The organism is Aeromicrobium sp. P2_G6 (assembly GCF_056403535.1).
The window spans coordinates 146085-170555 of sequence record NZ_JBFUFH010000006.1 but is presented as its reverse complement, the minus strand read 5'-3'; the positions used below and the strand labels follow the sequence as shown (position 1 = coordinate 170555).

Below are 24471 nucleotides of genomic sequence, written 5' to 3'. Positions count from 1 at the left end.
TCAGCGCCACGAGTAGAAGGACCACGCACCCAGGGTCGCGCCGACCGTTCCCAGCGCGAGGTAGATCCCCCACCGCAGGAGGGGTTCGGTGGGTTTGCCGCTGGCACCCTTGCCGGACGTCCACATCGTGCCGCCGGAGTCAACGACCACAATCAGCCCCGGCAGGGCCATCAGCTCGAACACGATGCCGCACACGATCCAGCCCGGCACGTTGCCGTCGGGACCCGCGAACCCGTACTCCAGGAAGTTCCAGCCCAGCGAGCCGAACAGGACGGTCCACATCGGCACCAGCAGATTGGGCGCGTTGAGGCTGACCGCGGCGAACGTCCCGGCGAATGTCGCCAGGATCATGACCGGGATCGCGATGCCGATGAATCCCGCACCACCGGGGCACGGCTGCGCGCTGACGTAGGGCCCGCCATCGGCACACGAGCCGCCGACATCCATGACGGTGCGCATGCTGAGGAACGCCCACGTCAGGGTGAGCGCGAGCACCACGACGCTGATGAGCAGGACCGAGAGCCTCCGCACGGGCACCGCCGTCTGCGTGTCGCTCATGCCGACACTCTGGCAGAACCGACGCCAAGCCCGTCAGCGAAATGGACCATAGGTCGGGCGAAGCCCGACAGGCGGGCCGCGACGGAGTCGCGGAGTGAGCGCGAGGAACGAGCGCGTACCGCCTACCAGCGCTTCTCGGCGGGGACGAAGTCGAGCCGGCGGTCACCCGTGTAGATCTGCTTGGGACGTGCGATCTTCTGCTCCTTGTCGTCCACCAGCTCGAGCCACTGGGCGAGCCAGCCAGCCGTACGCGGGATGGCGAACAGGACCGTGAACATCTCGGGCGGGAACTGCAGCGCCTCGTAGATCAGGCCGGAGTAGAAGTCGACGTTCGGGTAGAGCTTGCGCGAGATGAAGTAGTCGTCCTCGAGCGCGATCCGCTCGAGCTCCTGGGCGATCTCCAGCAGCGGGTTGACCCCGGTCACCTCGAAGACGTCGTCGACGGCCTTCTTGATGATCGTGGCGCGCGGGTCGAAGTTCTTGTAGACCCGGTGCCCGAAGCCCATGAGCTTCTCGTCGCCCTTCTTGACGCCCTCGATGAACGCGGGGATCTTGTCGGGCGTACCGATGCGCTTGAGCATCTTGAGCACGGCTTCGTTGGCGCCACCGTGGAGCGGGCCGTAGAGGGCCGCGATGCCGGCGCTGACGGCCGAGTAGGGGTCGACCTCGCTGGAGCCCACGGAGCGTACGGCGTTGGTCGAGCAGTTCTGCTCGTGGTCGGCGTGCAGGATGAACAGCACCTCGAGGGCCTTGGACAGCCGCGGGTCGGGGTTGTACTTCTGCTCGCTCATCTTGAACAGCATCGAGAGGAAGTTCTCGGTGTAGGTCAGCTCGTTGTCGGGATAGACGTACGGCTTGCCCTGCGCGTGACGGAACGACCACGCGCCGAGGGTCGGCATCTTGGCGATCAGGCGTACGACCTGGTCGTGCCGGATGTCGGGATCCTTGATGTTGCGAGCCTCGGGGTAGAACGTCGACAGCGCGCCGACGCTCGACAGCAGCATGCCCATGGGGTGCGCGTCATAGCGGAAGCCCTGCAGCTGGGACTTGAGGTTCTCGTGCACGAACGTGTGGAACGTGATCTCGTGGACCCACTGCTCGTGCTGCTCCTTGGTCGGCAGCTCGCCGTGGATCAGCAGATAGGCGACCTCGAGGAACGTCGAGTCCTCTGCGAGCTGCTCGATGGGGTAGCCGCGGTACTCGAGGATGCCCTTGTCGCCGTCGATGTAGGTGACGGCGCTGCGGGTCGAGGCGGTGTTGGTGAAGCCGGGGTCGTAGACCGCGAGGCCCGGTTCGTCCTCCGACTTCCCGATCTTGCCGAAGTCACTCGCACGGACGGTGCCGTCGGTGATCGGGAGCTCGTACTCCTCGCCCGTCCGGTTGTCACGGACGGTCAATGTCTGGTTTTCGGTCACGATGGGTCTCCTGTGACGGCGGGGAAATGCCCTGCTGCGAGGTGGTGCAGCACTCAACCAACTTAGTGCGACTCTGCAATTCACACGATGTGGGGTCTCAGGTGTGAGACGAATGGGGGACTCGTTTTGACCCGAGTGGCTGCCGCCGGTTAACCTTGTGTGTCGTGTCTCCGTCGGCTTGACCCGCGGAAACGACCATTTGCTTCACCACCAAGCCACACCACCAAGAACGAGAAGGTCACGCCGTGCGCACGTTCAGCCCCAAGCCGTCTGACATCACCCGTCAGTGGCACGTCATCGACGCCGAGGACATCGTCCTGGGCCGTCTCGCCGTCCAGGCTGCGACGCTGCTCCGCGGCAAGCACAAGCCGACCTATGCACCTCACGTCGACGGCGGTGACTTCGTCATCATCATCAACGCCGAGAAGGTCGCACTGTCGGGCAACAAGCGCACCGACAAGCTGGCCTACCGCCACAGCGGCTACCCGGGTGGACTCAAGTCCATCGCCTACGGTGACCTGCTCAACAAGGATGCCCGCAAGGCGATCGAGAAGTCGGTCCGCGGCATGCTTCCCAAGAACCGTCTGGGTGATCAGCTGATCACGAAGCTCAAGGTCTACTCCGGCCCCGAGCACCCGCACCACGCCCAGAAGCCCCAGCCGTTCGAGATCACGCAGATCTCCCAGTAAAGAAGAGCATCGTGACTGAGACCAGCACCGAAGAGACCGAGTTCGAGACCAACGCCGAGGGTGTCGCATACACCTCGGAGACCGTTGGCTCCGCTGTCACCTCCGACAAGCCCGCGACGATCGCTCCGGGTGCCGCGACGGGCCGTCGCAAGGAAGCCATCGCGCGCGTCCGCATCGTTCCGGGCACCGGTGTGTGGACCGTCAACGGCAAGCCGCTCGAGGAGTACCTCCCCAACAAGCTGCACCAGCAGATTGCCAAGGAAGCCTTCGCCGAGACCGGTCTGCAGGACCGCTTCGACGTCATCGCCCGTGTCACGGGTGGCGGCATGACCGGCCAGGCCGGTGCGCTGCGCCTCGGTGTGGCTCGCTCGCTCAACCAGATCGACGAAGAGGCCAACCGTCCGGTCCTCAAGAAGGCTGGACTGCTGACGCGCGACTCGCGCATCAAGGAGCGCAAGAAGGCCGGTCTCAAGAAGGCCCGTAAGGCTCCCCAGTACAGCAAGCGCTAAGACAGCTGTGGGCCAGATCTTTGGCACAGATGGCGTTCGCGGACTCGCGAATCGTGATCTGACGGCAGAGCTGGCGGTCGACCTCGCGGTCGCCGCGGCCCACATCCTCGGCGAGGTCGGTGCTTTCGCCGACCAGCGTCCGACCGCAGTCGTTGCCCGCGATCCCCGCGCCTCAGGAGAGTTCCTGGAGGCTGCGGTGGTCGCGGGTCTTGCGTCTGCCGGGGTCGACGTGCACCGGCTCGGCGTCGTCCCGACGCCCGGCGCGGCCTACCTGACGTCCTACCTGCAGGCCGACATGGGTGTCATGATCTCGGCCAGCCACAACCCGATGCCGGACAACGGCATCAAGTTCCTGGCACGCGGCGGGCTCAAGCTCGACGACGACCTCGAGCTGCAGATCGAGCAGCGGCTCGAGGAGCCGTGGGACCGGCCGACCGGATCCGGCGTCGGCCGCATCGGCGACAGCCACGCGGGTGTCGGTGCGTACGTCAAGCACCTCGTCGCGTCGTCGCCAGGACCGCTCGACGGGCTGAAGATCGTGCTCGACTGCGCCAACGGTGCGGCGTACGACGTGGGGCCCCAGGTGTTCGAGCAGCTCGGCGCCACGGTCATCGCGATCCACGCCGAGCCCGACGGCCTCAACATCAACCTCAACTGCGGGTCGACGCACCTCGACGACCTGCAGAAGTCTGTCGTCCGTCACGGTGCAGACGCCGGGTTCGCGTTCGACGGTGACGCCGATCGCTGCCTGGCAGTCGATCACTCCGGTGCCGTCGTCGACGGCGACCAGATCCTTGCGATCCTCGGGATCGCGGCCCGTGATGCCGGCCGGCTGGCCGACGACACCGTCGTCGCGACCGTCATGAGCAACCTCGGCTTCGTCCAGGCGCTCCACGCCGCCGGCATCACGGTCATCCAGACTGCTGTCGGCGACCGCTACGTCCTCGAGGCGATGCGCTCGGGCGGGTTCAGTCTCGGTGGAGAGCAGTCCGGTCACGTCATCATGGCCGACTTCGCCACGACCGGCGACGGCGTCCTCACGGCGGTGCACCTCGCCTCCCGCATCCGCGAGAGTGGTCAGTCGCTCGCTGACCTGGCTTCGGTCATGACGCGGCTGCCGCAGGTGCTGATCAACGTCCCCGACGTCGACAAGTCGCGCGCCGACACCGACCCGGTCCTGCAGGGCGAGGTGGCGATCGCCGCGGCCCGACTCGGCGACAGCGGCCGCGTGCTGCTGCGCCAGTCCGGCACCGAGCCGCTCGTCCGGGTCATGGTCGAGGCGGCAACGCATGACGAGGCCGCCGAGGTCGCAGAACGCCTCGCCGGGGTCGTACGCTCGACCCTCGCGCTCTGACACTGCGACGCACCGGTTCCATACACTTTCGGCGTGACCACCGTCGAGAGCCTCGATCCGACCGACGACGACCAGTTCGCGGCGTTCCATGCCGTCTACGCCGCCGGGCACGACGAGGAGTGGGACCGGCCCTACACGGCCCGTGAGCAGCGCGCTGAGCTGCTCCAGGAGGCCCCGCACCTCGAGATCCACGGCGTGCTCGCCCGCGACGACTCCGGCACCCCGGTCGGCATGGGATACATCGAGATGCCTCAGAAGGACAATCTCGATCTGGGCTACATCGACGTCGTCGTGCGGCCGGAGCATCGCCGTCAGGGTCACGGCACGGCGGTGCTGGCGCGGCTCGACGAGATCGCCCGGGCAGCGGGACGGCACACGTTGTACGTCGAGGTGCGGTGGGACCTCGGTCAGGACGGCTCCGGCCATACCGCGTTCGCCGAGGCGATGGGCTTCCAGCGCGACCTCGTCGATGCTCATCGAGTCCTGACGCTGCCGGCCGAGATGCCATCCGCGCCGCCACGCGACGGATATGTGCTGCACTCGTGGCGCGGGCCGTGCCCGGATGAATGGATCGACCAGTACGCGCGCCTGCTGACCCTCATCGTGCAGGAGGCGCCGTCAGGCGACTATCCACTCGAGAACGAGTTCTTCGACCGGACGCGCATACGCTCGGACGAGCAGCTCCTGGTGGAGCAGGGGCGGATCATGCAGGTGGTGGCAGCCGAATCACCAGATGGCGTCCTGGCCGGCCACACGCAGCTGGTGTTCTCCGAGACCGACTCGCATGACGCCTATCAGTGGGACACGCTCGTGCTCGGCGACCACCGCGGCCACGGACTCGGGCTGTCGCTCAAGGTGCGGGCCATGCAGGACTCGGCAGACCTGCTCGCGGGGCGCCGCTACGTCCATACGTTCAACGCGGCCAGCAACGGCCCCATGATCTCGGTCAACGAGAAGATCGGGTTCCGGCAGGTCGGCTGGCTCGGCGAGTACGTCCGCACGAGCTGATCGCTCAGATCTTGCGGAGGCGGACCCAGTCGACCGAGTGGTCTGGTCCCTTGCGCAGGACGAGTGATGCCCGGCCGCGGGTCGTCTGGATGTTCTCGCGCAGGTTGGGCAGGTTGATCGTGTCCCACAGCTCGCCCGCGCGGGCCTCGGCCTCGGCGTCGGTGAGCGCGCTGTAGCGGTGGAAGTACGACGCGGGGTCCGCGAACGCGGTCTTGCGGAGCGTGAGGAACCGGTCGACGTACCAGCGGCGCAGGTCCCGGCTCGAGGCGTCGACGTAGATCGAGAAGTCGAAGAAGTCGCTGACCGCCAGGCCGGGGCTGCCGTCGCCGCGAGGGCGGGCCGGTGCGAGGACGTTGAGGCCCTCGACGATCACGATGTCGGGCGCCTTGAGCGTCACGACTTCGTCGGTGCGGTCGTACGTGAGGTGGGAGTAGACCGGGGCCGACACGACCTCGACGCCCGACTTGACCTCCATGACGAACCGGAGCAGCGCCTTGCGGTCGTACGACTCGGGGAAGCCCTTGCGCTCGAGCAGCCCGCGCCGCTCGAGCTCGGCGTTGGGGAACAGGAATCCGTCCGTCGTGACGAGGTCGACGACCGGGTGGTCGGGGGAGTGGGAGAGCAGCTCCTTGAGCAGCCGGGCGGTGGTCGACTTGCCGACGGCGACCGACCCGGCGATGCCGATGACGAACGGCGTCCGGTTGGCCTGCGGGGCGTGCAGGAAGGCCTCGGTGGCCTGGTAGAGCGCGCCGGCCAGGCGTACGCGCATGCTGATGAGCTGTGTCATCGGCAGATAGACCTGACGGACCTCCTCGAGGTCGAGCTCGTCACCGAGCCCTCGTACGCGCTCGATCTCGGCCGGCTGGAGCGGTTGCGGGGCGTCGCCGGCGAGCTTGGCCCACGCGGCGCGTTCGAGCTCGACATACGGTGACTGGTCGCGCGTCATGTCGCCATTCTCCCGCCTGCCTCGTATCACGGGTGCACTCGGGCCTCCCACGGCTCTCCCGCGTGCCTCCGGGCAAGGCCGCCGCCGGTACTCTGGACGCTATGTGTGGAATCGTCGGATATGTCGGACAGCGCTCTGCGCTCGACGTCGTCATGGGTGGTCTGAGGCGTCTTGAGTACCGCGGATACGACTCCGGCGGTGTCGCGCTCGTGCACGAGGACAAGATCGTGTCGGCGAAGAAGGCCGGCAAGCTGGTCAACCTCGACGCGGAGCTCGAGGCCAACCCCCTTCCGGTGGCGCACACCGGCATCGGACACACCCGTTGGGCCACGCACGGCGCCCCCAACGACGTCAACGCGCACCCGCACCTGGACCAGACCGGACGCATCGCCGTGGTGCACAACGGCATCATCGAGAACTTCGCCGCGCTGCGCGCCGGGCTCGAGGCGGCCGGCCACGAGCTGATCTCCGAGACCGACACCGAGACCGTCGCGCACCTGCTCCACGACGAGCTCGAGCACACCGATGACCTGTCCGAAGCTGTACGCGCGGTGTGCCGCCGCCTCGAAGGTGCGTTCACCCTGGTGATCTGCGATGCCGCCCAGCCCGACGTGGTCGTCGGAGCGCGCCGCAACTCCCCGCTCGTCGTCGGCCGCGGCGAGGGCGAGAACTTCCTCGGCTCCGACGTTGCCGCGTTCATCGAGTTCACCCGTGACGCGATCGAGCTGGGCCAGGACCAGGTCGTCACGATCACGCCCGACGACATCGTCGTCACCGACTTCGACGGCAATCCCGCCGAGACCAAGGAGTACCACGTCGACTGGGACGTGTCGGCCGCCGAGAAGGGTGGCTACGACTGGTTCATGCTCAAGGAGATCGCCGAGCAGCCGCAGGCCGTCGCCGACACCCTGCTGGGCCGGCACTCCACGGACGGGCACCTGCAGCTCGACGAGATGCGACTGTCCGACAGTGAGTTGCGCGACGTCGACCGCATCATCATCGTGGCGTGCGGCACCGCGGCGTACGCGGGGCTCGTGGCGAAGTACGCGATCGAGCACTGGACCCGCATACCGTGCGAGGTCGAGCTCGCGTCGGAGTTCCGCTACCGCGACCCGATCCTGGACCGCTCCACGCTGGTCGTGTCGATCAGCCAGTCCGGCGAGACGATGGACACCCTGATGGCGGTCCGCTATGCCCGCCAGCAGAAGGCGCGCGTCCTGTCGATCTGCAACACCAACGGCTCGACGATCCCGCGCGAGTCCGACGCCGTGATCTACACCCACGCCGGCCCGGAGATCGCGGTCGCCTCGACCAAGGGCTTCCTCGCGCAGATCGTGGCCTGCTACCTCCTCGCGCTCTACCTCGCGCAGGTCAAGGGCACGAAGTTCGGCGACGAGATCAGCCACATCATCGCTGACATCGAGCAGATCCCGGCGGGCATCCAGCGGATGCTCGACGAGGGTGACCAGATGCGCAAGCTCGCCGCTGACCTCGCGGGCTCGCGGTCGATCCTGTTCCTCGGTCGTCACGCGGGCTATCCGGTCGCGCTCGAGGGTGCGCTCAAGCTCAAGGAGCTCGCCTACATCCACGCCGAGGGCTTCGCCGCCGGCGAGCTCAAGCACGGACCGATCGCCGTGATCGAAGAAGGCCTCCCGGTCTTCGTCGTCGTGCCGCCCAAGGGTCGCGACCAGCTGCAGGAGAAGACGGTCAGCTCGATCCAGGAGATCCGGGCCCGCGGTGCTCGCACGATCGTGCTCGCCGAGGACGGTGACGAGGACGTCGTGCCGTACGCGGATCACCTGATCCGGCTGCCCAAGGTCCCGACGTTGTTGCAGCCGCTCGTCGCGGTCGTGCCCTTGCAGATCTTCGCGTGCGAGTTCGCCTCGGTGCTCGGCCACGACGTCGACCAGCCCCGCAACCTGGCCAAGTCCGTCACGGTGGAGTGACGAGCACATGAGCGAGCGCCAGCGAGCGAAGCATCAGGCATGACCATCCTGGGCATCGGGGTGGACGTCGTGGACCTGGCGCGCTTCGCGCAGACCCTCGAACGTACGCCGACGATGCGCAGCCGCCTGTTCACCGACGCCGAGGCGCACCTGTCGGTCGAGTCGCTGGCCGGTCGGTTCGCCGCTAAGGAGGCGTTCGTCAAGGCGTTGCGGGCACCTGCCGGCATGTCCTGGCAGGACATCGAGATCGTCAACGACGCGCAGGGCGCACCGGTGTTCCAGCTGTACGGCGCGGCGCTCGACCGGGCCAAGGAGCTCGGCATCACGACGGCCCACCTGTCGATCTCCCACGACACCAGCGTGGCGACGGCCTTCGTGGTGGCTGAATGCTGAGTGCTCACACCGTCGGCGACATCCGTAGCGCCGAGGAAGCCCTCGCGGCGACGCTTCCCGACGGTGAGCTCATGCAGAGGGCAGCGCGCGGGCTGGCCGACCGCCTCGGCCTGATCCCCGCCGGCGACGTCGTCCTGTGCCTGATCGGTCCGGGCAACAACGGCGGCGATGCGCTGTATGCCGCGGCGCACCTGCTCGATCGCGGCGTGCGGGTCGACCTGTGCCTGCTCGACGAGGCCAAGGTCCACGCCGGCGGGCTTGCCGCCGCGACCGGCGCCGGCGCGACGCTCGTGGCTGCGCCGGGCCTGCAGCGTTGGTGCCTCGACGCGATCTTCGGCATCGGGGCGCGTCCCGGACTCAGCGGCAGGGCAGCGGAGTGGGCGGCCTGGATCGAGGAGATGCGGCCGTACGTCTGGGCGGTCGACGTGCCGTCCGGCGTCGACGTCGACGGGGCGACCTTGCCTGGCGCGTACGTCCGAGCGGATGCGACGGTGACGTTCGGGACGTACAAGGCGGCGCTGCTCGCCGACCCGGCTGCCGGCGCTGCCGGCGCCACGAGGTTGGTCGATATCGGCCTCGGGCCGCACCTCTCGTCGCCGTCTCTCGAGTCGATCGAGGCGTCGGACGGCTATCTGCTCGACTCGGTGCTGCCGGGCGACAGCTCGCACAAGTACTCCCGCGGCGTGCTGGGCATCGCCGCCGGCTCCGAGCAGTACGCCGGTGCCGCGCACCTCTGCGTCGCCGGCGCCCAGGCCGGATTGGCCGGGATGATCCGGTTCGTCGGCAGCGCGGCGCTCAGCCAGCGCGTGATCGACCGCGCGCCAGAGCTCGTGGCCGGCCGTGGCCGCGTGCAGGCGTGGGTCGTCGGTCCCGGGAGCGGCGACGATGCGGAGTCGCAGCTCGCGATGGCGCTGGAGGACGGGGTGCCGGTCGTGGTCGACGCGAGCGCGCTGCAGCACCTACCTGAGACGTTCGACGTCCCCGCTCTCCTGACTCCGCACGCCGGAGAGCTCGCGGCGATGCTCGGCGTGGAGCGTGAGGACGTCGAGGCTGACCCGCTCGGCCATGCCAGCGCGGCGGCGGAGCGCTGGAACGCCACCGTGCTGCTCAAGGGCCGGCGGACCGTCGTCGCCCAGGCCGGCACGCCCACCCGGGTCAACCGCAGCGGATCGTCGTGGCTCGGCACCGCGGGCGCTGGTGACGTCCTTGCCGGCTTCGCGGGCTCGCTGATGGCTGCCGGCCTCGACCCTCGCGACGCAGGGTCGGTCGCGGCGTACCTCCACGGTGTCGCATCCGTGAACGCCAATCCGGACGGACCGATCGTGGCGACCGATGTCGCGTACGAGCTGCCCGCGACCGTGGCGGCATTCATCCAGGGAAGCCTGACGTGACCGCACCGCAGGCCGAGGCGGTCATCGATCTCGATGCCTTCCGCGACAACATCGCCGCGCTCAAGACCTGCGCTCCCGCATCGGCGCTGATGACCGTCGTCAAGGCGGACGCCTACGGCCACGGTATGGCGCAGATGGCCCTCGCCGCGCGGCAGGCCGGCTCGGAGTGGCTCGGCGTCGCGACGATCGACGAGGCCCTCGCGCTGCGCGGGATGGGCGACACCGGGAACCTGTTGTGCTGGCTCGCGGCGCCCGGCGCCGACTTCGCAGCGGCGATCGAGGCGGGCATCGAGGTCACCGCGTCGTCGGCCGAACAGCTCGCCGAGATCCTCGCGGCAGCCACGTCCGTACGCCCGAAGGTCCAGCTCAAGGTCGACACTGGCCTGTCGCGCAATGGTGCACTGGGGCCGCAGTGGACGGAGCTGGTCGCTGCTGCTGCGGCCGCCCAGTCCGCCGGCAATGTCGAGATCACCGGAGTCTGGTCGCACTTCGCGTGCGCCGACCAGCCGGAGCACCCGGCCAACGACGCCCAGGAGGCTGCGTTCGGCCAGGCGGTCGACGAGCTGAAGGCAGCTGGCGTCGAGCCCCCGCTGCGGCACCTGAGCAACTCCGCCGCGACGCTGACCAGGCCGTCGGCCCACCTCGACCTGGTGCGCGTCGGCATCGCGGCCTACGGCATCAGGCCCGATCCCGGCATGACCTACGCGACCGAGCTGACCGCGGTCATGACGTTGCGGGCGCGACTCGCCGCGGTCAAGCGAGTGCCGGCTGGGACCAGCGTGTCGTATGGCCACACGTGGACCTCGGACCGGGAGACCACACTCGGGCTCGTGCCAATCGGATACGGCGAGGGCATCCTGCGCACGGCGTCCAACCGCGCGGAGGTCGGCTTCGGCGGCAACCGCGTGAGCCAGGTCGGCGTGGTCTGCATGGACCAGTTCGTCGTCGACCTCGGCGACGCCGAGGCCGCCCGCGGCGATGTCGTGACTCTGTTCGGGCCCGGAAGCAACGGCGAGCCGACTGCTGAGGACTGGGCTGTGGCCGCGGGCACCATCGCGTACGAGGTCGTGACCCGGCTCGGCGGCCGCATCGAGCGTACGTACCAGGGGGATGTGTGAGCGAGCGCCAGCTGGGGGTCCCCCCACGAGCTCTGCGAGTAGGGGGCGCGAATCATGAGGCAGCAATCATGCCGTTGCCTCCGTATCGTGGGTTTCTCTTGGGGGCGACGGCATGAGCAGAACTGCGAAGGTGGCGACGACCGCGGGGGCGTTCGTCACCGCGGGGGTCGTCGCGACCCTGCTCAACGGACGGCAACGCCACCAGCGTCGGCTGCGGCGTGGCGAGGACGTCGAGTTCGGCTCGGTCCACAGCGATCCCGTGCACATCGCGGCCGCCGACGGGGTCCTGCTCAACGTCGAGATCGACGAGGCCGAGCGCAAGACACCGACGGTCGTGTTCGTCCACGGCTGGGTCGAGTCGATCGACGTCTGGCACTATCAACGGCTCGCGCTGCGCGGGAAGGTCCGGATGGTGTTCGTCGACCTTCGCTCGCATGGGGAGTCGGGGCGCTCGAACCAGGACAACTCGTCGATCCCGCACCTCGCTGACGACCTGCGGGCCGTCATCGCCGCTGTCGTGCCGCGCGGGCCGATCGTGCTGGTCGGTCACTCGATGGGTGGGATGGCGATCATGGAGCTCGCCGCGGCCGAGCCCAAGCAGTTCGGCCGCCGGGTCAAGGGTGTCGTGTTGATCAGCACGAGCTCCGGCAAGCTGATGCGCAGCAGCCCGGCACTGCGCTACCTGGTCCCGCTGCTCCGTGTCACGTCGCCCGTGCTGGACTGGGGGCGTACGTTCAACAGCTATTCGATCGTTCGGCGTTGGGGACTCGGGCCGAATGCGCAGGAGCGCCACGTCGACATGACCAACGAGATGATCCTCAAGTCGCCGACCCACGTCCTGATGGACTTCTATCCGCTCTTCGTCACGCTGGACGTGACCAAGGGTCTCAAGGTCATCGGCAACGCCAAGACCGTCGTGATGGGCGGCACGGCGGACCTGATCACGCCGATCAAGCACAGCCGTCGTCTCGCGGAGGCGATCCCGGGTGCCAAGCTCGTGGCGCTCGAGGATGTCGGCCACATGGTGATGTTCGAGGAGCACGCGAAGGTCACGAAGGTCATCGAGGACGTACTGGAGGACATCGCATGACCGCGCTCAACGTCATCCACGCCGGGCCTGAGCACGCACCGCAGATCGTCGACATCATCCACCGGTCGTTCGGTGCGCGCCCCACGCTCGACCCGCCATCAGACGCCTCCGAGGAGACCGTCGAGTCGGTCGCCAAGGTGCTGGACACGGCCGGAGGGCTGCTGGTCGAGCGCCGCGGTCTCCCGATGGGCGCGATGCTGTTCGACGAGTCGCGGCCCGGGCAGCTCGGTCTCAAGCGGGTCTGCGTGGACCCCGACATCCAGGCCCGAGGCGTCGCGTCGGCCATGGTCGGCGTCGCGGAGGACACCGCCGAGGAGCGTGGCAAGGACGGCATCTGGCTCGACGTGCGCGAGGAGCTGCCGGAGACCGTGCAGTTCTGGTCGCGCCGGCTCTACTACCCCGTGGGTCGGGACCGGCAGTTCATCGAGTTCGGCAAGACGCTGTGGCTCGCTCGGGAAGTGCCGACGCCCGACGAGATGCACGCGCTCGCGGCCAAGCTGTCGACGCTGCTGCGGCCCGGTGACCTGCTCGTGCTGTCCGGCGACCTTGGTGCGGGCAAGACGACGTTCACTCAGGGCCTCGGCGAGGCGCTGAGCGTACGCGGTCCGATCACGTCGCCGACCTTCGTCATCGCCCGTACGCATCCGTCGCTCGCCGACGGCCCCCCGCTGGTGCACGTGGATGCCTATCGGCTCGGGAGCGCGGCCGAGCTCGACGACATCGACCTCGACGCCACGACGGAGGAAGCCGTCACAGTGGTGGAGTGGGGCGACGGCATGGCCGAGCAGCTGGCGGACAGCTGGTTGCACGTACGCATCGAGGTGCGCGGTGCGCGTCCGATCGACCCGCTCGGCACCCCGCACGAGGGGGACCTCGTCGACGAGGCCGAGCCGCGGGTGGTCACGGTCAAGCCGCACGGCTCCCGCTGGGTCGGCGTCCCCCTCCGCTCCACCCTCCTCTCCTAACCCCCGCTGACGAGTGGGTTGTGTCCGCTGACGCGTGGGTTGTGCCCGCTGACGCGTGGGTTGTGCCCGCTGAAGCGTGGGTTGTGCCCGCTGACGCTGGGGGTCCCCCCGCGAGCTCTGCGAGCAGGGGGCGGGTTGCGCCCCGGTACAGCCAGCGCCTCGCTGGTCGTAACCCGCGCTTCGCTGGTCGTAACCCACGCCTCACGGGTCGTAACCCACGCCTCACGGGTCGTAACCCACGCGTCAGCGTTAGGGTTCATGGCGTGCTGCTGCTTGCGTTCGACACCGCCACCCCGGCCATCACGGTTGCCGTCCACGACGGCGAGCGCGTCGTCGGCGAGGCGGCCGGCGAGGGCGCGATGGCACACGGCGAGCTGCTCGCGCCCGCGATCCGTGACGCCGTGGCCCAGGCCGGCGCCACGATGGCCGACCTCACCGACGTCGCCGTCGGCGTTGGACCAGGACCGTTCACCGGCCTCCGCGTCGGCGTCGTGACGGCGCTGACGCTCGGCTCGACGCTGGGACTGACGACCCATGGCGTCTGCACCCTCGACATCATCGCCGCCGACACCCAGGTCGAAGGCGAGTTCCTCGTCGCCACCGACGCGCGGCGCAAGGAGGTCTACTGGGCCCGTTACGGGGCCGATCACGTACGCCTCGACGGTCCACATGTCGACTTCCCGGCCGATCTCGCGACGCGGCACCCGGATCTGCCGACGTACGGTCGGGGTGGCGAGCTCTACGACGGCGTTCTCCGTGCCGCAGGCGACTCGAAGGATCCGCGTGCCGCAGCGCTCGCGAGGATCGTGGTTGCCGGCACGGTGCAGGCCCTGCCGCTCGAACCGCTCTACCTCCGGCGCCCCGACGCCACCCCGCAGGTCGCGACCAAGCGCGCATGATCCACGTGGCGATGCCCACCGAGATCGACGCGATCACGGTGATCGAGCGTGCCTGCTTCGGCCCCGACGCCTGGAGCGAGGACCTGGTGACCGCCTCGGTCGAGGGGGACCGCAACACCGTGCTGGTCGACGGCCTGGATGCTTATGGGGCGATTGCCGTTGCCGGTGACGTCGCCGACCTCGAGCGCATCGCCGTGATGCCGTCGCGTCGCCGCCAGGGAATCGCGCGACGGCTGCTCGACGCACTCTGCGCGGCCGCCCGCGCGCAGGGCGCCTCCCGCATCCTGCTCGAGGTGGCCGCTGACAACGACGCAGCGCTCGGCTTTTACGAGACGTACGGGTTCACGACGATCAGCCGGCGCGCCGGCTACTACCGTGGCGGCGTCGATGCGCTCGTCATGCAGCTCGATCTCGAGGAGGTCGGATGAGGAAGAACGTCAGCTCGCCATCGCCGTTCGAGGACGTCGTGGGCTACTCCCGCGCCGTCCGGGTCGGCAACAGCGCGTGGGTCGCGGGCACCACGGCAACGGTCAACGGCGAGGTCGTCGGCGTCGGCGATGCGTACGAACAGGCCCGGGTCGCGTTCGGGATCGCGCTGGCGGCCCTCGGCTCGGCGGGCATGGAGACGCAGCACGTCGTCCGTACGCGGATGTACGTCACCGACATCGCGGACTTCGACGCGGTCAGCCGGGCCCACAAGGAGATCTTCGACGTCGTACGACCCGTTGCCACGATGGTGCAGGTCGTCGCACTTGCGAGACCCGAGCACCTCGTCGAGGTAGAGATCGACGCACACATTGCGTCCTCGGGTTGGCGTGCAAGGCTGGGTTCATGACCGAGACTCCTGACACCTTCGACGACGACAGCGACGCCCTCGACCAGGACGCGATCTTCGACGATCCCGACGAGACCCTCGACTCGGGCTACTCCCCGCCGGAGAGCTACCGCGGCGAGGGCTTCGGCACGACGGCAGACGAAGCGCTGCAGGGCGAGTCCCTCGACGAGCGCCTGCGGCAGGAGGAGCCGGACACCGATCCGTACGCCGAGGTCGGTGAGGACCTCGACGACGGCGAGGTCGGCTCGCAGCGGGCCGGGCGTCTGGTCGGCCCCGACGAGGGCTTCGGCGAGGACACCGAGAAGGACCTGGTCGGCGAGGACGTCGGCATCGACGGTGCCGCAGCGAGCGCCGAAGAGGCAGCCGTTCACGTCATCGACGAGGACTGAGCGGGGGAGGGCGTGAGCCTGCTCTCGATCATCGTGTCGGTGCACGCGTGTCCACTAGGCTGATCTGATGCGCGACTTCACGTACCCTCCGGTGATCCTGACCGCCAAGACGCTGTTCAAGACCCTCGGCATGAAGTTCCAGATGTCCGGCACCGAGCACATCCCGCGCACCGGCGGAGCGATCCTCGCGGCCAACCACATCGGCTACGTCGACTTCATCTTCGACGGCTTCGCGGCCCAGCCGAGCGGCCGGCTCGTACGTTTCATGGCCAAGAAGGAAGCGTTCGACCACAAGATCTCCGGGCCGATCATGCGCTCTCTCCACCACATCTCGGTGGACCGTGAGAACGGGCAGGCGTCGTACGACCAGGCGGTCGACTACGCCCGCAACGGCGAGATCGTCGGCATCTTCCCCGAAGCCACGATCAGTCGCTCGTTCGACATCAAGGAGCTCAAGACCGGCGCCGTACGCATGGCGGCCGAGGCCGGCGTCCCGCTGATCCCGATGGTCACGTGGGGGACCCAGCTGCTCAAGACCAAGGACCACCCCTCTGACATGAAGGGCCGCGGGAAGACGATCGGCCTGCACGTCGGTGCACCGCTCGAGGTCACGGGTGAGGACCCGGTCGCGGAAACGGCGCTGCTGCGCGAAGCCATGACCGAGCTGCTCGACAAGGCGATCGCCGACTACCCCCTCAGTCCCGAGGGCCAGTGGTGGGCGCCGGCGCGCCACGGCGGCACCGCCCCGACACCGGAGCAGGCCAAGAAGCTCGACGAGGAAGAGCTGCTCGCCCGCGCCGCCCGCCGCGCCGCCAAGCAGGCGGAGTAACTCCTCGCTGGCAGTGTCCCCGCGTCACTCCCAGCGGGGGGCTGACTAGTCGCCGACTGAGCCGTCGGCCATCTCGCGCAGCAGGTCGAGGTGGCCGTTGTGCCGCGCGGTCTCCTCGATGAGGTGCGCGACGACCCAGCGGACGTTGGGATGGAAGTCCTTGAGCACCTTGTCAGTCTCGGCGTCGAAGTCGAGATCGGCGAGCAGCGTACGGCTGAGCTGCACCTGCTCGGAGTAGCCGTCGATGACCTCCTGGAGCGGTATCTCGAGCCCGGCCTCCAGCTCACCGTCGGGACGTTCTTCGCTCCATGGGGCGCGGTCCTCACGGCCCAGGATCACGACCTCGACCCAGTAGTGCTCGTTCCAGCGGAGGTGGTTGAGCAGCGACGCTGGATTGGTCAGCGGTGAGGTCGGGATCGGTGCTGTGCGGGCCAGCTCCTCCGTCAGACCACGCACCTTGAACAGTGCGGTCTGCTGGACGTACTCCAGCATCTGCATCATGACGGAGCGTTCGTCGCCAGCCGGAGGAGTATCGGTGCGAACCATTGGTCCACCCTGTCACACGGGGCCTGTCAGAATGGCCCCGTGAGCGAGCGCAGCGAGCGAACCATCAGACAGCTTTACGCCGACGCATCCGTAGCGTGGGTTCTTCAACGGAGGTGGCGGCGTGAGCGAGCGCAGCGAGCGAACCATGAGACAGCTTCACGCCGACGCATCCGTAGCGTGGGTTCTTCAACGGAGGTGGCGGCGTGAGTGAACCGTTGGTGATGGGCATCGAGTCGTCCTGCGACGAGACCGGTGTGGGCATTGTGCGCGGCACGGAGCTGCTGGCCCACGCGCTCTCGTCGAGCATGGAGCAGCACGTACGCTTCGGCGGCATCGTCCCCGAGGTCGCGAGCCGTGCCCACCTCGAGGCCATGGTCCCGACGCTCGAGCAGGCTTACGCGGAGTCGGGCGTACGCGTGCAGGACGTCGACGCGATCGCCGTGACCAGCGGGCCGGGACTGACCGGAGCGCTGCTGGTCGGTGTAGCCGCGGCCAAGGCGCTCGCGCTCGCGCACGACAAGCCGCTCTACGGGGTCAACCACCTCGCCGCCCACGTCGCGGTCGACCAGCTCGAGCACGGCCGGTTCGACGAGCGGGTCGTCGCGCTGCTCGTGAGCGGCGGCCACACCGAGATCCTGCTCGTCGACGACATCGTCACCGGCATCACGCTGCTCGGGCAGACGATCGACGACGCGGCAGGCGAGGCGTTCGACAAGGTCGCGCGACTCCTCGGACTGCCCTATCCCGGCGGCCCGCACATCGACCGCGTCGCCCGCGACGGCGACCCAACGACCATCGCGTTCCCGCGGGGCCTCACCGGCGGGCGAGACCTCGACAAGCACCGCTACGACTTCTCGTTCTCGGGTCTCAAGAGCGCCGTCGCGCGCCACGTGCAGCACGAGGACCGTATGGGCCGTACGTTCGAGGTCGCCGACATCGCGGCATCGTTCCAGGACTCGGTCTGCGACGTGTTGACCAAGAAGGCCATCGACGCGTGCCTCGACCACGACGTCAAGACGCTCATCATCGGCGGAGGCGTGGCCGCCAACGGTCGACTGCGCCAGTTCGCCGAGGAGCGTGCGGCCAAGGCCGGCATCCGGGTCCGCGTGCCCCGCATGGGACTGTGCACCGACAACGGCGCGATGGTCGCGGCTCTCGGTGCCGAGGTCGTACGCCGTGGGCTGCCGCCGTCCCGACTGGACCTGCCGGCCGACTCCAGCATGCCCGTCACGTCCGTCGTCGCCGCCTAGCGCAAGAAATCGTCGAGCGCCTGGCTGATCAGCTCGCTCGGGCTCATGCCGCGCTTCGCGGCCGCATCGATGACCCGCGACTCGAGAGCGGTGGTCAGCAGCTCCGGTTCGCCGCTCGGCCGTCCCCGCCCGAACGCGGCCAGCGCGGACAGGACCACGGTGCCCAGCACGTCGAGGATCGCCACGACTCCGAAGATCCGCCAGTACGTGTCGTCGAGGTCCTCACCGTTGACGATCGCGACGACGATCATGGCTGCCACCACGGCGATCGCGACCATCGTGCCGATGAGCGCAGGACCGATCCGGCGGCGGCCGACCAGCGCCAGCAACAGGCATACCTGCGCGAGGGACGCGGCGATCGTGACACCGGCGCCGAACGCCTGCCACAGTCCGTCGTTGTCGTCGATCGTCTCCCACGTCAGCCGCAGCCCCAGCGCGAACGGCACGACCGACACCCCGGCGCCCATGACGCCGACCCAGGCCGTCGGCCGCTCGGCGACGGACAGGTAGCACAGCACCGCGACGGACTCGGCGCCCACGATCACGGTGGTCAGGAGGATGTTGGCCTCGGTCTCACCGATGCCGGCGCCGAGGAGGAGGGCGGCGATCCCGAGCGCAGCAGCGATCGTGAACGAGACGATGACGAGCTTCGTGACCAGGCCGCGCAGGTTCTTCATGTCGTGCATCCTGTCGGACTGGCGAGGTCACGGCAGTGAAATGCGACGGAATCGTACGACCTGCCCCGGTGCTGCTTGCGCGAGCCAGTCGGTGTGCCGGTCCAGCACGACCGCGATGACCGGATAGCCCCCGGTCACCGGGTGATCCGGGCCGAACACGATCGGCTGGCCGTCCGTCGTCACCTGGATGCTGCCACGCACGCACGGCTCGCTCGGCAGCTCGCCGGTGCGGGTGCGCTCGAGCACGGGACCGGTCAGTCGTACGCCGACGCGGTCCGATGCCGGGCTGACCTGCCAAGGCGCCTCCAGCAGTCGGCGGACGGCTGCCGGGGTGAACCAGTCATCCCGCGGACCGAGTGCCACGTCGAGGGTCAGTTCGCCGGTGTGGGCGATCGGTGGGATGTCCTCGATGTCCGGCGGATGGTTCGGCGACCCGATCTCCAGCCGGTCGCCGGTGCCCAGCGGTGGGGGCCCGAGCCCGGCCAGCGTGTCGGTCGCACGCGAGCCGAGCTCCTGCGGGACGGCGAACCCGCCGGCCACCCCGACGTACGCCCGCAGGCCCGCGCTCGGGCGGCCGAGCGCCAGCCGTTGACCGGCATGCAGGGGGATTGCCCGCCCGTACGCCGCGGGGTCGCCGTCGATCGTGATCGGCCCGGCTCCGCCGGTGACCGCGACCCACGCGGACGTCTCGGCCCGCAGCATGAGTCCGCCTCCGAGCACTTCGAGCGCCGCGGCGCCAGGATCGTTGCCGAGCACGAGGTTGAGCTGGCGCAGGGCTGAACGGTCGAACGCGCCGGACGGGCTGACCCCGAGGTGGCCGAGTCCCGGGCGGCCGAGGTCCTGCACCAGGCTCCGCAGCGCGGGCGCCTCCACGACGAGCGTCACGGCGCGACGACGAATCTGACGGTCATCCCGGCGGTGAGCAGCGCCGGCTCATCACGGGTCGTGTCCCACATCGTCAGGTCGGTGTGGCCGATGAGCTGCCAGCCACCCGGGGACTCCCGGGGGTACACGCCGCTGAACTCCCCGGCGAGCCCCACCGATCCCGCCGGCACCCGGCCTCGTGGTGAGTCGCGGCGCGGCACGTGCAGACGTGGGTCGCTGCCGACCAGGTAGGAGAAGCCGGGCGCGAAGCCACCGAATGCCACGGTCCACGGCGCACCGGTATGGGCCTGGATGACCTCATCTGCGGCCAGGCCGGTGAGTCGCGCGACATCCTCGAGGTCGGCACCGTCATAGACGACGGGGATCTCGACCTCCCGCCCGTCGATGGCCGTCCTCAGGTCCGCCGGGGTCGTCCGCTCAACCAGCGAACGCAGCGTCGCAGGCTCGCCGAGAAGAAGCACGCTCCGGGCGCCCAGCACCGCCTCGGCGTCGTGGTGCAGGGCGGCGAACCAGCGCTGCGCCTCGTCGAGGGTCTCGCAGTCGAGCAGCACCGCGGTGTCGCCGTACGCCTTGAGGTTCATGGCACGACGCTCGTCAGCTCGGCACCGTGCGCCTCGAGGGCGGAGCGCACGGCGCGTGCGAGGTCGACCGCGCCGGGACTGTCGCTGTGCACGCAGATCGACGAGACGCTGTCGAGCAACTTGACTGCCTGCGCCGCCACGGCGGCGGGATCGTCGAGCACTGCACCGGGCTCGCTGCGGGGCACGAGCCGGCCGTCGGAGGTGTACGCACGATCGGCGAAGCCTTCGCGGATGATCGGGATGCCGGACGCCTCGGCGATCGACAGCGACACCGAGCCCGGCAGGCCCAGCAGGGGGAGTGGTGTCGCGAGACTCTGGAGCGCGTCCACCACGGCCTGCGCCTGGACGTCGTCGTCGACGATCGTGTTGTAGAGCGCGCCATGCGGCTTGACGTACGAGACGATGCCGCCGGCCGCCCGCGCGATCTCGTCGAGCAGCAGCAGCTGGCTCAGCACCTCGCCGGTGAGCTCCGCCGACGGCAGGTCGAGATGAACGCGGCCGAAGTTGTCGCGGTCCGGGTAGCCGACCTGCGCGCCGATCGCGACGCCCTTGGCGACGGCCGCCTCGCAGGTCGCCCGCATGAGCTCGGCATCTCCGGCGTACGCGCCGCAGCACACGTTGGCGCTCGTGACGACGTCGAGCAGCGCGATGTCCTCGCCGGACTCCCAGCGAGGCCACGACTCGCCGAGATCGGCGTTGAGGTCGATCCGCATGCCGCCAGCCTATGCCCCGAGATTTGGATGCCGGCGCACCACGAAGTAGTCGGCCATGGTGCACGAGAATCCAAATCTGGGAGGTTCAGAGGCGTTCGACGAGGTATGCCCGGCCGTCGCCCAGGACGCGCGTCATGATGATCGTCGCGGTGTTGGGCCCCTTGAGCTTGAGCCGGCGGATCAGCTCCTCGGGGACGATGTCGACGCCGCGCTTCTTGACCGTCAGCGTCCCGATCCGCCTCACCTGCAGCGCGGCCTTGAGCGGCTTCTCGCGGAACGGCAGCTCGTCGACGATCCGGAACCCGCGCGCCAGCGGTGTCGCATGGGCGCCGTCCGAGGCGACGTACGCGATGTGCGGGTCGGGCAGCCAGCCGCCGATCGTCGCGGCGAGCTCGCTGACCAGGCCCGCGCGGATGACGGCGTCGTCCGGCTCATAGAGGTATGCCCCGACGTCCGCAACCGCCACGGGCTCGCCGGTCGAGACCAGCCCTGCGCCGGAGGGCAGCACGGTGGCCCTGCGGGTCGCGGTCGCGAACGGCGCGCCCCACAGGCATGCCTCGACGAGGCTGCCGCCGTCGCTGACCCATTCGGCCTCGACGCCACGCGGCACCGCGTCGTGGGCGAGACCGGGCATGAGCTTGGCGACGGCTCTGCCCGCCAGCAGCTCGCGCACCCAGTCCCACGGCGGCTGCAGGTCGGAGGTCGAGAACGTACGCCCTCGGCCGTCGCGGCGGGCCGGGTCGATGAAGGCGACCTCGTCAGCACCGATGTCGACCGAGCGGGCGTCCTCGCACATGACGTCGCCGTCGAGGTCGAGCGCCCGCAGGTTGGCCGACGCGATCGCGGCGCGTACGGGATCGAGCTCGACACCGCGTACCCGCAGGCCAGCACGTGCCAGCGCGACCAGGTCGCCGCCGATGCCACAGCCGAGATCGACGACGGCCGTGGCGCCGGTGGACGCAAGCCGGGCGGCGCGGTGCGTGGCCACCGGCATACGCGTCGACTGCTCGAGGGCGACGTGGGTGAAGTACATCCGCGCTGCGTCGGCGCCGAACTTCGGCACGGCCTTGCCGCGCAGGTGGTTCTGCGTCACCGCGGCCGCGACGAGCTCTGAGGCGTACGTCTTGCGGAGCCGGGTGCCCAGCGCCAGGTCCGACTCGACGCCGGCCCGCTCGGCGACCTCGTCGAGCAACAGCTGGCCCGCAGGGGACAGCAGCTGCTCGAACGTCGCCAGATCCATGGAGAGCAGTCTGCCGTGCCGGACACACATACGTGGACGACGTGGGGCGAGCGAGCCTTGAACTCGCGTTTAGCACTCCCTTGGGTCGAGTGCCAGCACCGTGCTAGATTTCGTACTGGCACTCTCGCCATGAGAGTGCCAAGCATCGGTGAGTACGACCCCCGCGACGGCGTGCCCACCAGCGTCCAACGTTCCACCGCCTGAAAGGGGAGGTCGACACGTGTCGGTCACCATCAAGCCGCTCGAGGATCGCCTGGTCATCCAGGCTGTCGAAGCCGAGCAGACCACTGCATCAGGTCTGGTCATCCCGGACACTGCCAAGGAGAAGCCCCAGGAGGGCAACGTCATCGCCGTAGGACCCGGTCGGGTCGACGACAACGGCAACCGCGTTCCTCTTGACGTCGCCGTCGGCGACAAGGTCATCTTCAGCAAGTACGGCGGCACCGAGGTCAAGTACGACGGCCAGGAGTACCTCATCCTGTCCGCTCGCGACGTCCTCGCTGTCGTTTCGTGATCTGACGCCCCGGCGCCCCTCCGTGGGCGCCGGGGCTTCTCACGTTCCCCCCGTCGCACCCAAAATTTTTGAAAGAAGCTGACAATGCCCAAGATTCTCGAATTCGACGAGAACGCCCGCCGCTCGCTCGAGCGCGGCGTCGACAAGCTCGCCAACACCGTCAAGGTGACCCTCGGCCCCAAGGGTCGCTATGTCGTCCTCGACAAGAAGTGGGGCGCACCCACGATCACCAACGACGGTGTGACCGTCGCCCGTGAGGTCGAGCTCGACGACCCGTTCGAGAACCTCGGCGCCCAGCTGGCCAAGGAAGTCGCCACCAAGACCAACGACGTCGCCGGTGACGGCACGACGACCGCGACCGTCCTGGCCCAGGCCATGGTCCACGAGGGCCTCCGCGCCGTCGCCGCCGGCGCCAACCCAGTCGGCCTCAAGAAGGGCATCGAGGCTGCCGTCGAGGCCGTCGTCAAGCGCCTGCACGAGGTTGCCCGCGACGTCGACGACGTCAAGGACATGACCGACGTCGCAACCGTCTCCTCGCGTGACGGCGTCATCGGCCAGCTCATCGCCGAGGCCTTCGACAAGGTCGGCAAGGACGGCGTGATCACGGTCGAGGAGTCCAACACGATGGGCACCGAGCTCGAGTTCACCGAGGGCATGCAGTTCGACAAGGGCTACCTGTCGCCTTACTTCGTCACGGACACCGAGCGCATGGAGACCGTCCTCGACGATCCCTACATCCTCGTCAACCAGGGCAAGATCTCGTCGGTGAGCGACCTGCTCCCGATCCTCGAGAAGGTCGTCCAGGCCGGCAAGCCGCTGTTCATCATCGCCGAGGACGTCGACGGCGAAGCGCTGTCGACGATCGTCGTCAACAAGATCCGCGGCACGTTCACCTCGGCCGCCGTCAAGGCGCCTGCGTTCGGTGACCGCCGCAAGGCCATGCTGCAGGACATCGCGACCCTCACCGGCGCGCAGGTCGTCACGCCTGACGTCGGCCTCAAGCTCGACCAGATCGGCCTCGAGGTGCTCGGCACGGCTCGCCGCGTCGTCATCACCAAGGACGACACCACGATCATCGACGGCGGCGGCGACAAGGCCGAGGTCGATGGCCGGGTCAGCCAGATCAAGGCTGAGATCGAGAGCACCGACTCCGACTGGGACCGCGAGAAGCTCCAGGAGCGCCTCGCCAAGCTCGCCGGCGGTGTCTGCGTCATCAAGGTCGGCGCAGCGACCGAGGTCGAGCTCAAGGAGAAGAAGCACCGCATCGAGGACGCCGTCTCGGCGACTCGCGCGGCGATCGAGGAGGGCATCGTCGCCGGCGGCGGCTCGGCTCTCGTCCACGCCGTCTCGGTGCTGGACGACAACCTCGGCCTGACCGGTGACGAGGCTATCGGTGTCCGCATCGTCCGCATCGGTGCCGACGCCCCGCTCGAGTGGATCGCCCGCAACGGCGGCGTCTCCGGCGAGGTCGTCGTCAACAAGGTCCGCGAGAGCGGCCAGGGCTACAACGCGGCCACCGAGCAGTACGGCGACCTGGTCGCCCAGGGTGTCCTCGACCCGGTCAAGGTCACGCGCTCCGCGCTGGCCAACGCCGCGTCGATCACCGCGATGCTGCTCACGACCGAGACGCTGATCGTCGAGAAGCCGGCCGAAGAAGCCGCCGACGCGCACGCCGGTCACAATCACTGAATCTGACCGATGACGGCGGGCCCCACCTTCGGGTGGGGCCCG

27 protein-coding genes are annotated in these 24471 nt (G+C 68.9%); 18 read left to right on the top strand and 9 right to left on the bottom strand.

Annotated elements, in window-relative coordinates; all coding sequences use genetic code 11:
• Both AC1DVU_RS18640 and AC1DVU_RS18635 read right to left on the bottom strand, forming a co-directional pair.
• The gene (locus tag AC1DVU_RS18640) at window positions 1-558 is read right to left on the bottom strand and encodes a hypothetical protein (protein ID WP_476923968.1); all 558 of its coding nucleotides are present in this window, start codon (window positions 556-558) and stop codon (window positions 1-3) included.
• A gap of 122 nt (window positions 559-680) precedes the next feature.
• Entirely contained in the window at window positions 681-1973 is a 1293-nt protein-coding gene (locus AC1DVU_RS18635; protein WP_476923967.1) for a citrate synthase, read from the bottom strand.
• 245 nt (window positions 1974-2218) lie between these two features.
• Between AC1DVU_RS18635 and rplM the strand changes: the two genes are divergently transcribed.
• Genes rplM through AC1DVU_RS18615 form a run of 4 tightly spaced genes read left to right on the top strand, consistent with a single transcriptional unit; the run spans window position 2219 to window position 5533 of the window.
• Window positions 2219-2662, top strand: coding sequence for a 50S ribosomal protein L13 (rplM, locus tag AC1DVU_RS18630; protein ID WP_159541506.1), 444 nt, complete (start codon window positions 2219-2221; stop codon window positions 2660-2662).
• 11 nt (window positions 2663-2673) lie between these two features.
• Window positions 2674-3171: a 30S ribosomal protein S9 gene (rpsI, locus tag AC1DVU_RS18625; protein ID WP_476923966.1), complete on the top strand. Its 498-nt coding sequence runs from the start codon at window positions 2674-2676 to the stop codon at window positions 3169-3171.
• A gap of 7 nt (window positions 3172-3178) precedes the next feature.
• Complete coding sequence (gene glmM / locus AC1DVU_RS18620; protein ID WP_476923965.1) at window positions 3179-4525, top strand: phosphoglucosamine mutase; 1347 nt, start codon at window positions 3179-3181, stop codon at window positions 4523-4525.
• A gap of 33 nt (window positions 4526-4558) precedes the next feature.
• Window positions 4559-5533, top strand: a complete 975-nt coding sequence (locus AC1DVU_RS18615) for a GNAT family N-acetyltransferase (RefSeq protein ID WP_476923964.1) — start codon at window positions 4559-4561, stop codon at window positions 5531-5533.
• A gap of 4 nt (window positions 5534-5537) precedes the next feature.
• Here AC1DVU_RS18615 and coaA read toward each other — a convergent pair whose 3' ends face one another.
• On the bottom strand, window positions 5538-6479 hold the full coding sequence (gene coaA, locus AC1DVU_RS18610) for a type I pantothenate kinase (RefSeq protein ID WP_476923963.1): 942 nt from the start codon (window positions 6477-6479) through the stop codon (window positions 5538-5540).
• 101 nt (window positions 6480-6580) lie between these two features.
• Here coaA and glmS point away from each other — a divergent pair, with 101 nt between their 5' ends.
• The 11 genes from glmS to AC1DVU_RS18555 all read left to right on the top strand — a co-directional run bounded on the left by glmS (window position 6581) and on the right by AC1DVU_RS18555 (window position 16334).
• Complete coding sequence (glmS, locus tag AC1DVU_RS18605) at window positions 6581-8425, top strand: glutamine--fructose-6-phosphate transaminase (isomerizing) (protein ID WP_476923962.1); 1845 nt, start codon at window positions 6581-6583, stop codon at window positions 8423-8425.
• A 39-nt stretch (window positions 8426-8464) separates the two neighbouring features.
• Window positions 8465-8818, top strand: coding sequence for a holo-ACP synthase (locus tag AC1DVU_RS18600; RefSeq protein WP_476923961.1), 354 nt, complete (start codon window positions 8465-8467; stop codon window positions 8816-8818).
• A complete protein-coding gene (locus AC1DVU_RS18595; protein WP_476923960.1) occupies window positions 8812-10209 on the top strand; it encodes a bifunctional ADP-dependent NAD(P)H-hydrate dehydratase/NAD(P)H-hydrate epimerase in 1398 nt (465 codons plus the stop codon). The genes AC1DVU_RS18600 and AC1DVU_RS18595 overlap by 7 nt, the downstream gene beginning before the upstream one ends.
• Complete coding sequence (alr, locus tag AC1DVU_RS18590; protein ID WP_476923959.1) at window positions 10206-11327, top strand: alanine racemase; 1122 nt, start codon at window positions 10206-10208, stop codon at window positions 11325-11327. The genes AC1DVU_RS18595 and alr overlap by 4 nt, the downstream gene beginning before the upstream one ends.
• A 112-nt stretch (window positions 11328-11439) precedes the next feature.
• A complete protein-coding gene (locus AC1DVU_RS18585) occupies window positions 11440-12417 on the top strand; it encodes an alpha/beta fold hydrolase (RefSeq protein ID WP_476923958.1) in 978 nt (325 codons plus the stop codon).
• Complete coding sequence (gene tsaE / locus AC1DVU_RS18580; RefSeq protein ID WP_476923957.1) at window positions 12414-13382, top strand: tRNA (adenosine(37)-N6)-threonylcarbamoyltransferase complex ATPase subunit type 1 TsaE; 969 nt, start codon at window positions 12414-12416, stop codon at window positions 13380-13382. Before AC1DVU_RS18585 ends, tsaE begins: the two co-directional genes overlap by 4 nt.
• A gap of 263 nt (window positions 13383-13645) precedes the next feature.
• Window positions 13646-14281, top strand: a complete 636-nt coding sequence (tsaB, locus tag AC1DVU_RS18575; RefSeq protein ID WP_476923956.1) for a tRNA (adenosine(37)-N6)-threonylcarbamoyltransferase complex dimerization subunit type 1 TsaB — start codon at window positions 13646-13648, stop codon at window positions 14279-14281.
• Window positions 14278-14709: a GNAT family N-acetyltransferase gene (locus AC1DVU_RS18570; protein WP_476923955.1), complete on the top strand. Its 432-nt coding sequence runs from the start codon at window positions 14278-14280 to the stop codon at window positions 14707-14709. Before tsaB ends, AC1DVU_RS18570 begins: the two co-directional genes overlap by 4 nt.
• On the top strand, window positions 14706-15116 hold the full coding sequence (locus AC1DVU_RS18565; RefSeq protein ID WP_476923954.1) for a RidA family protein: 411 nt from the start codon (window positions 14706-14708) through the stop codon (window positions 15114-15116). The genes AC1DVU_RS18570 and AC1DVU_RS18565 overlap by 4 nt, the downstream gene beginning before the upstream one ends.
• Window positions 15113-15505 carry a DUF5709 domain-containing protein gene (locus AC1DVU_RS18560; RefSeq protein WP_476923953.1) on the top strand — a complete coding sequence of 131 codons (393 nt, stop codon included), beginning with the start codon at window positions 15113-15115 and terminating at the stop codon, window positions 15503-15505. Before AC1DVU_RS18565 ends, AC1DVU_RS18560 begins: the two co-directional genes overlap by 4 nt.
• Before the next feature lie 67 nt (window positions 15506-15572).
• Entirely contained in the window at window positions 15573-16334 is a 762-nt protein-coding gene (locus AC1DVU_RS18555; RefSeq protein ID WP_476923952.1) for a lysophospholipid acyltransferase family protein, read from the top strand.
• Window positions 16335-16379: 45 nt separating this feature from the next.
• Here the strand turns inward: AC1DVU_RS18555 and AC1DVU_RS18550 are convergent, their stop codons facing one another.
• On the bottom strand, window positions 16380-16880 hold the full coding sequence (locus AC1DVU_RS18550) for a mycothiol transferase (RefSeq protein WP_476923951.1): 501 nt from the start codon (window positions 16878-16880) through the stop codon (window positions 16380-16382).
• Between the two features lie 203 nt (window positions 16881-17083).
• Between AC1DVU_RS18550 and tsaD the strand changes: the two genes are divergently transcribed.
• Window positions 17084-18130 carry a tRNA (adenosine(37)-N6)-threonylcarbamoyltransferase complex transferase subunit TsaD gene (gene tsaD / locus AC1DVU_RS18545; RefSeq protein WP_476923950.1) on the top strand — a complete coding sequence of 349 codons (1047 nt, stop codon included), beginning with the start codon at window positions 17084-17086 and terminating at the stop codon, window positions 18128-18130.
• On the opposite strand, the gene AC1DVU_RS18540 is transcribed toward tsaD, so the two are convergent.
• The 5 genes from AC1DVU_RS18540 to AC1DVU_RS18520 form a co-directional block, all read right to left on the bottom strand.
• The gene (locus AC1DVU_RS18540; RefSeq protein WP_476923949.1) at window positions 18127-18807 is read right to left on the bottom strand and encodes a hypothetical protein; all 681 of its coding nucleotides are present in this window, start codon (window positions 18805-18807) and stop codon (window positions 18127-18129) included. The two genes, tsaD and AC1DVU_RS18540, sit on opposite strands and share 4 nt — an antisense overlap.
• Window positions 18808-18834: 27 nt before the next feature.
• Window positions 18835-19692, bottom strand: a complete 858-nt coding sequence (locus tag AC1DVU_RS18535) for a 5-oxoprolinase subunit C family protein (RefSeq protein ID WP_476923948.1) — start codon at window positions 19690-19692, stop codon at window positions 18835-18837.
• Window positions 19689-20273, bottom strand: a complete 585-nt coding sequence (gene pxpB, locus AC1DVU_RS18530) for a 5-oxoprolinase subunit PxpB (RefSeq protein ID WP_476923947.1) — start codon at window positions 20271-20273, stop codon at window positions 19689-19691. The genes AC1DVU_RS18535 and pxpB overlap by 4 nt, the downstream gene beginning before the upstream one ends.
• Complete coding sequence (locus AC1DVU_RS18525; protein WP_476923946.1) at window positions 20270-20986, bottom strand: LamB/YcsF family protein; 717 nt, start codon at window positions 20984-20986, stop codon at window positions 20270-20272. The genes pxpB and AC1DVU_RS18525 overlap by 4 nt, the downstream gene beginning before the upstream one ends.
• An 85-nt stretch (window positions 20987-21071) precedes the next feature.
• Entirely contained in the window at window positions 21072-22226 is a 1155-nt protein-coding gene (locus AC1DVU_RS18520) for a class I SAM-dependent methyltransferase (RefSeq protein WP_476923945.1), read from the bottom strand.
• A gap of 220 nt (window positions 22227-22446) precedes the next feature.
• Here AC1DVU_RS18520 and groES point away from each other — a divergent pair, with 220 nt between their 5' ends.
• Together groES and groL are read left to right on the top strand one after the other, a co-directional pair.
• Window positions 22447-22740 (top strand): co-chaperone GroES, encoded by a 294-nt coding sequence (gene groES, locus AC1DVU_RS18515; RefSeq protein ID WP_056209271.1) that lies wholly within the window; start codon window positions 22447-22449, stop codon window positions 22738-22740.
• A gap of 84 nt (window positions 22741-22824) precedes the next feature.
• A complete protein-coding gene (groL, locus tag AC1DVU_RS18510) occupies window positions 22825-24429 on the top strand; it encodes a chaperonin GroEL (RefSeq protein WP_476923944.1) in 1605 nt (534 codons plus the stop codon).
• Window positions 24430-24471: the final 42 nt, after the last annotated feature.

Excerpts from the sequence above, each read along its gene's own strand:
- AC1DVU_RS18640 (WP_476923968.1), bottom strand. The coding sequence starts at position 558 with ATGAGCGACACGCAGACGGCGGTGCCCGTGCGGAGGCTCTCGGTCCTG.
- coaA (WP_476923963.1), bottom strand. The coding sequence starts at position 6,479 with ATGACGCGCGACCAGTCACCGTATGTCGAGCTCGAACGCGCCGCGTGG.
- glmS (WP_476923962.1), top strand. The coding sequence starts at position 6,581 with ATGTGTGGAATCGTCGGATATGTCGGACAGCGCTCTGCGCTCGACGTC.
- AC1DVU_RS18600 (WP_476923961.1), top strand. The coding sequence starts at position 8,465 with ATGACCATCCTGGGCATCGGGGTGGACGTCGTGGACCTGGCGCGCTTC.
- AC1DVU_RS18595 (WP_476923960.1), top strand. The coding sequence starts at position 8,812 with ATGCTGAGTGCTCACACCGTCGGCGACATCCGTAGCGCCGAGGAAGCC.
- AC1DVU_RS18585 (WP_476923958.1), top strand. The coding sequence starts at position 11,440 with ATGAGCAGAACTGCGAAGGTGGCGACGACCGCGGGGGCGTTCGTCACC.
- tsaE (WP_476923957.1), top strand. The coding sequence starts at position 12,414 with ATGACCGCGCTCAACGTCATCCACGCCGGGCCTGAGCACGCACCGCAG.
- AC1DVU_RS18570 (WP_476923955.1), top strand. The coding sequence starts at position 14,278 with ATGATCCACGTGGCGATGCCCACCGAGATCGACGCGATCACGGTGATC.
- AC1DVU_RS18565 (WP_476923954.1), top strand. The coding sequence starts at position 14,706 with ATGAGGAAGAACGTCAGCTCGCCATCGCCGTTCGAGGACGTCGTGGGC.
- AC1DVU_RS18560 (WP_476923953.1), top strand. The coding sequence starts at position 15,113 with ATGACCGAGACTCCTGACACCTTCGACGACGACAGCGACGCCCTCGAC.
- AC1DVU_RS18555 (WP_476923952.1), top strand. The coding sequence starts at position 15,573 with ATGCGCGACTTCACGTACCCTCCGGTGATCCTGACCGCCAAGACGCTG.
- AC1DVU_RS18550 (WP_476923951.1), bottom strand. The coding sequence starts at position 16,880 with ATGGTTCGCACCGATACTCCTCCGGCTGGCGACGAACGCTCCGTCATG.
- AC1DVU_RS18540 (WP_476923949.1), bottom strand. The coding sequence starts at position 18,807 with ATGAAGAACCTGCGCGGCCTGGTCACGAAGCTCGTCATCGTCTCGTTC.
- pxpB (WP_476923947.1), bottom strand. The coding sequence starts at position 20,273 with ATGAACCTCAAGGCGTACGGCGACACCGCGGTGCTGCTCGACTGCGAG.
- AC1DVU_RS18525 (WP_476923946.1), bottom strand. The coding sequence starts at position 20,986 with ATGCGGATCGACCTCAACGCCGATCTCGGCGAGTCGTGGCCTCGCTGG.
- AC1DVU_RS18520 (WP_476923945.1), bottom strand. The coding sequence starts at position 22,226 with ATGGATCTGGCGACGTTCGAGCAGCTGCTGTCCCCTGCGGGCCAGCTG.
- groL (WP_476923944.1), top strand. The coding sequence starts at position 22,825 with ATGCCCAAGATTCTCGAATTCGACGAGAACGCCCGCCGCTCGCTCGAG.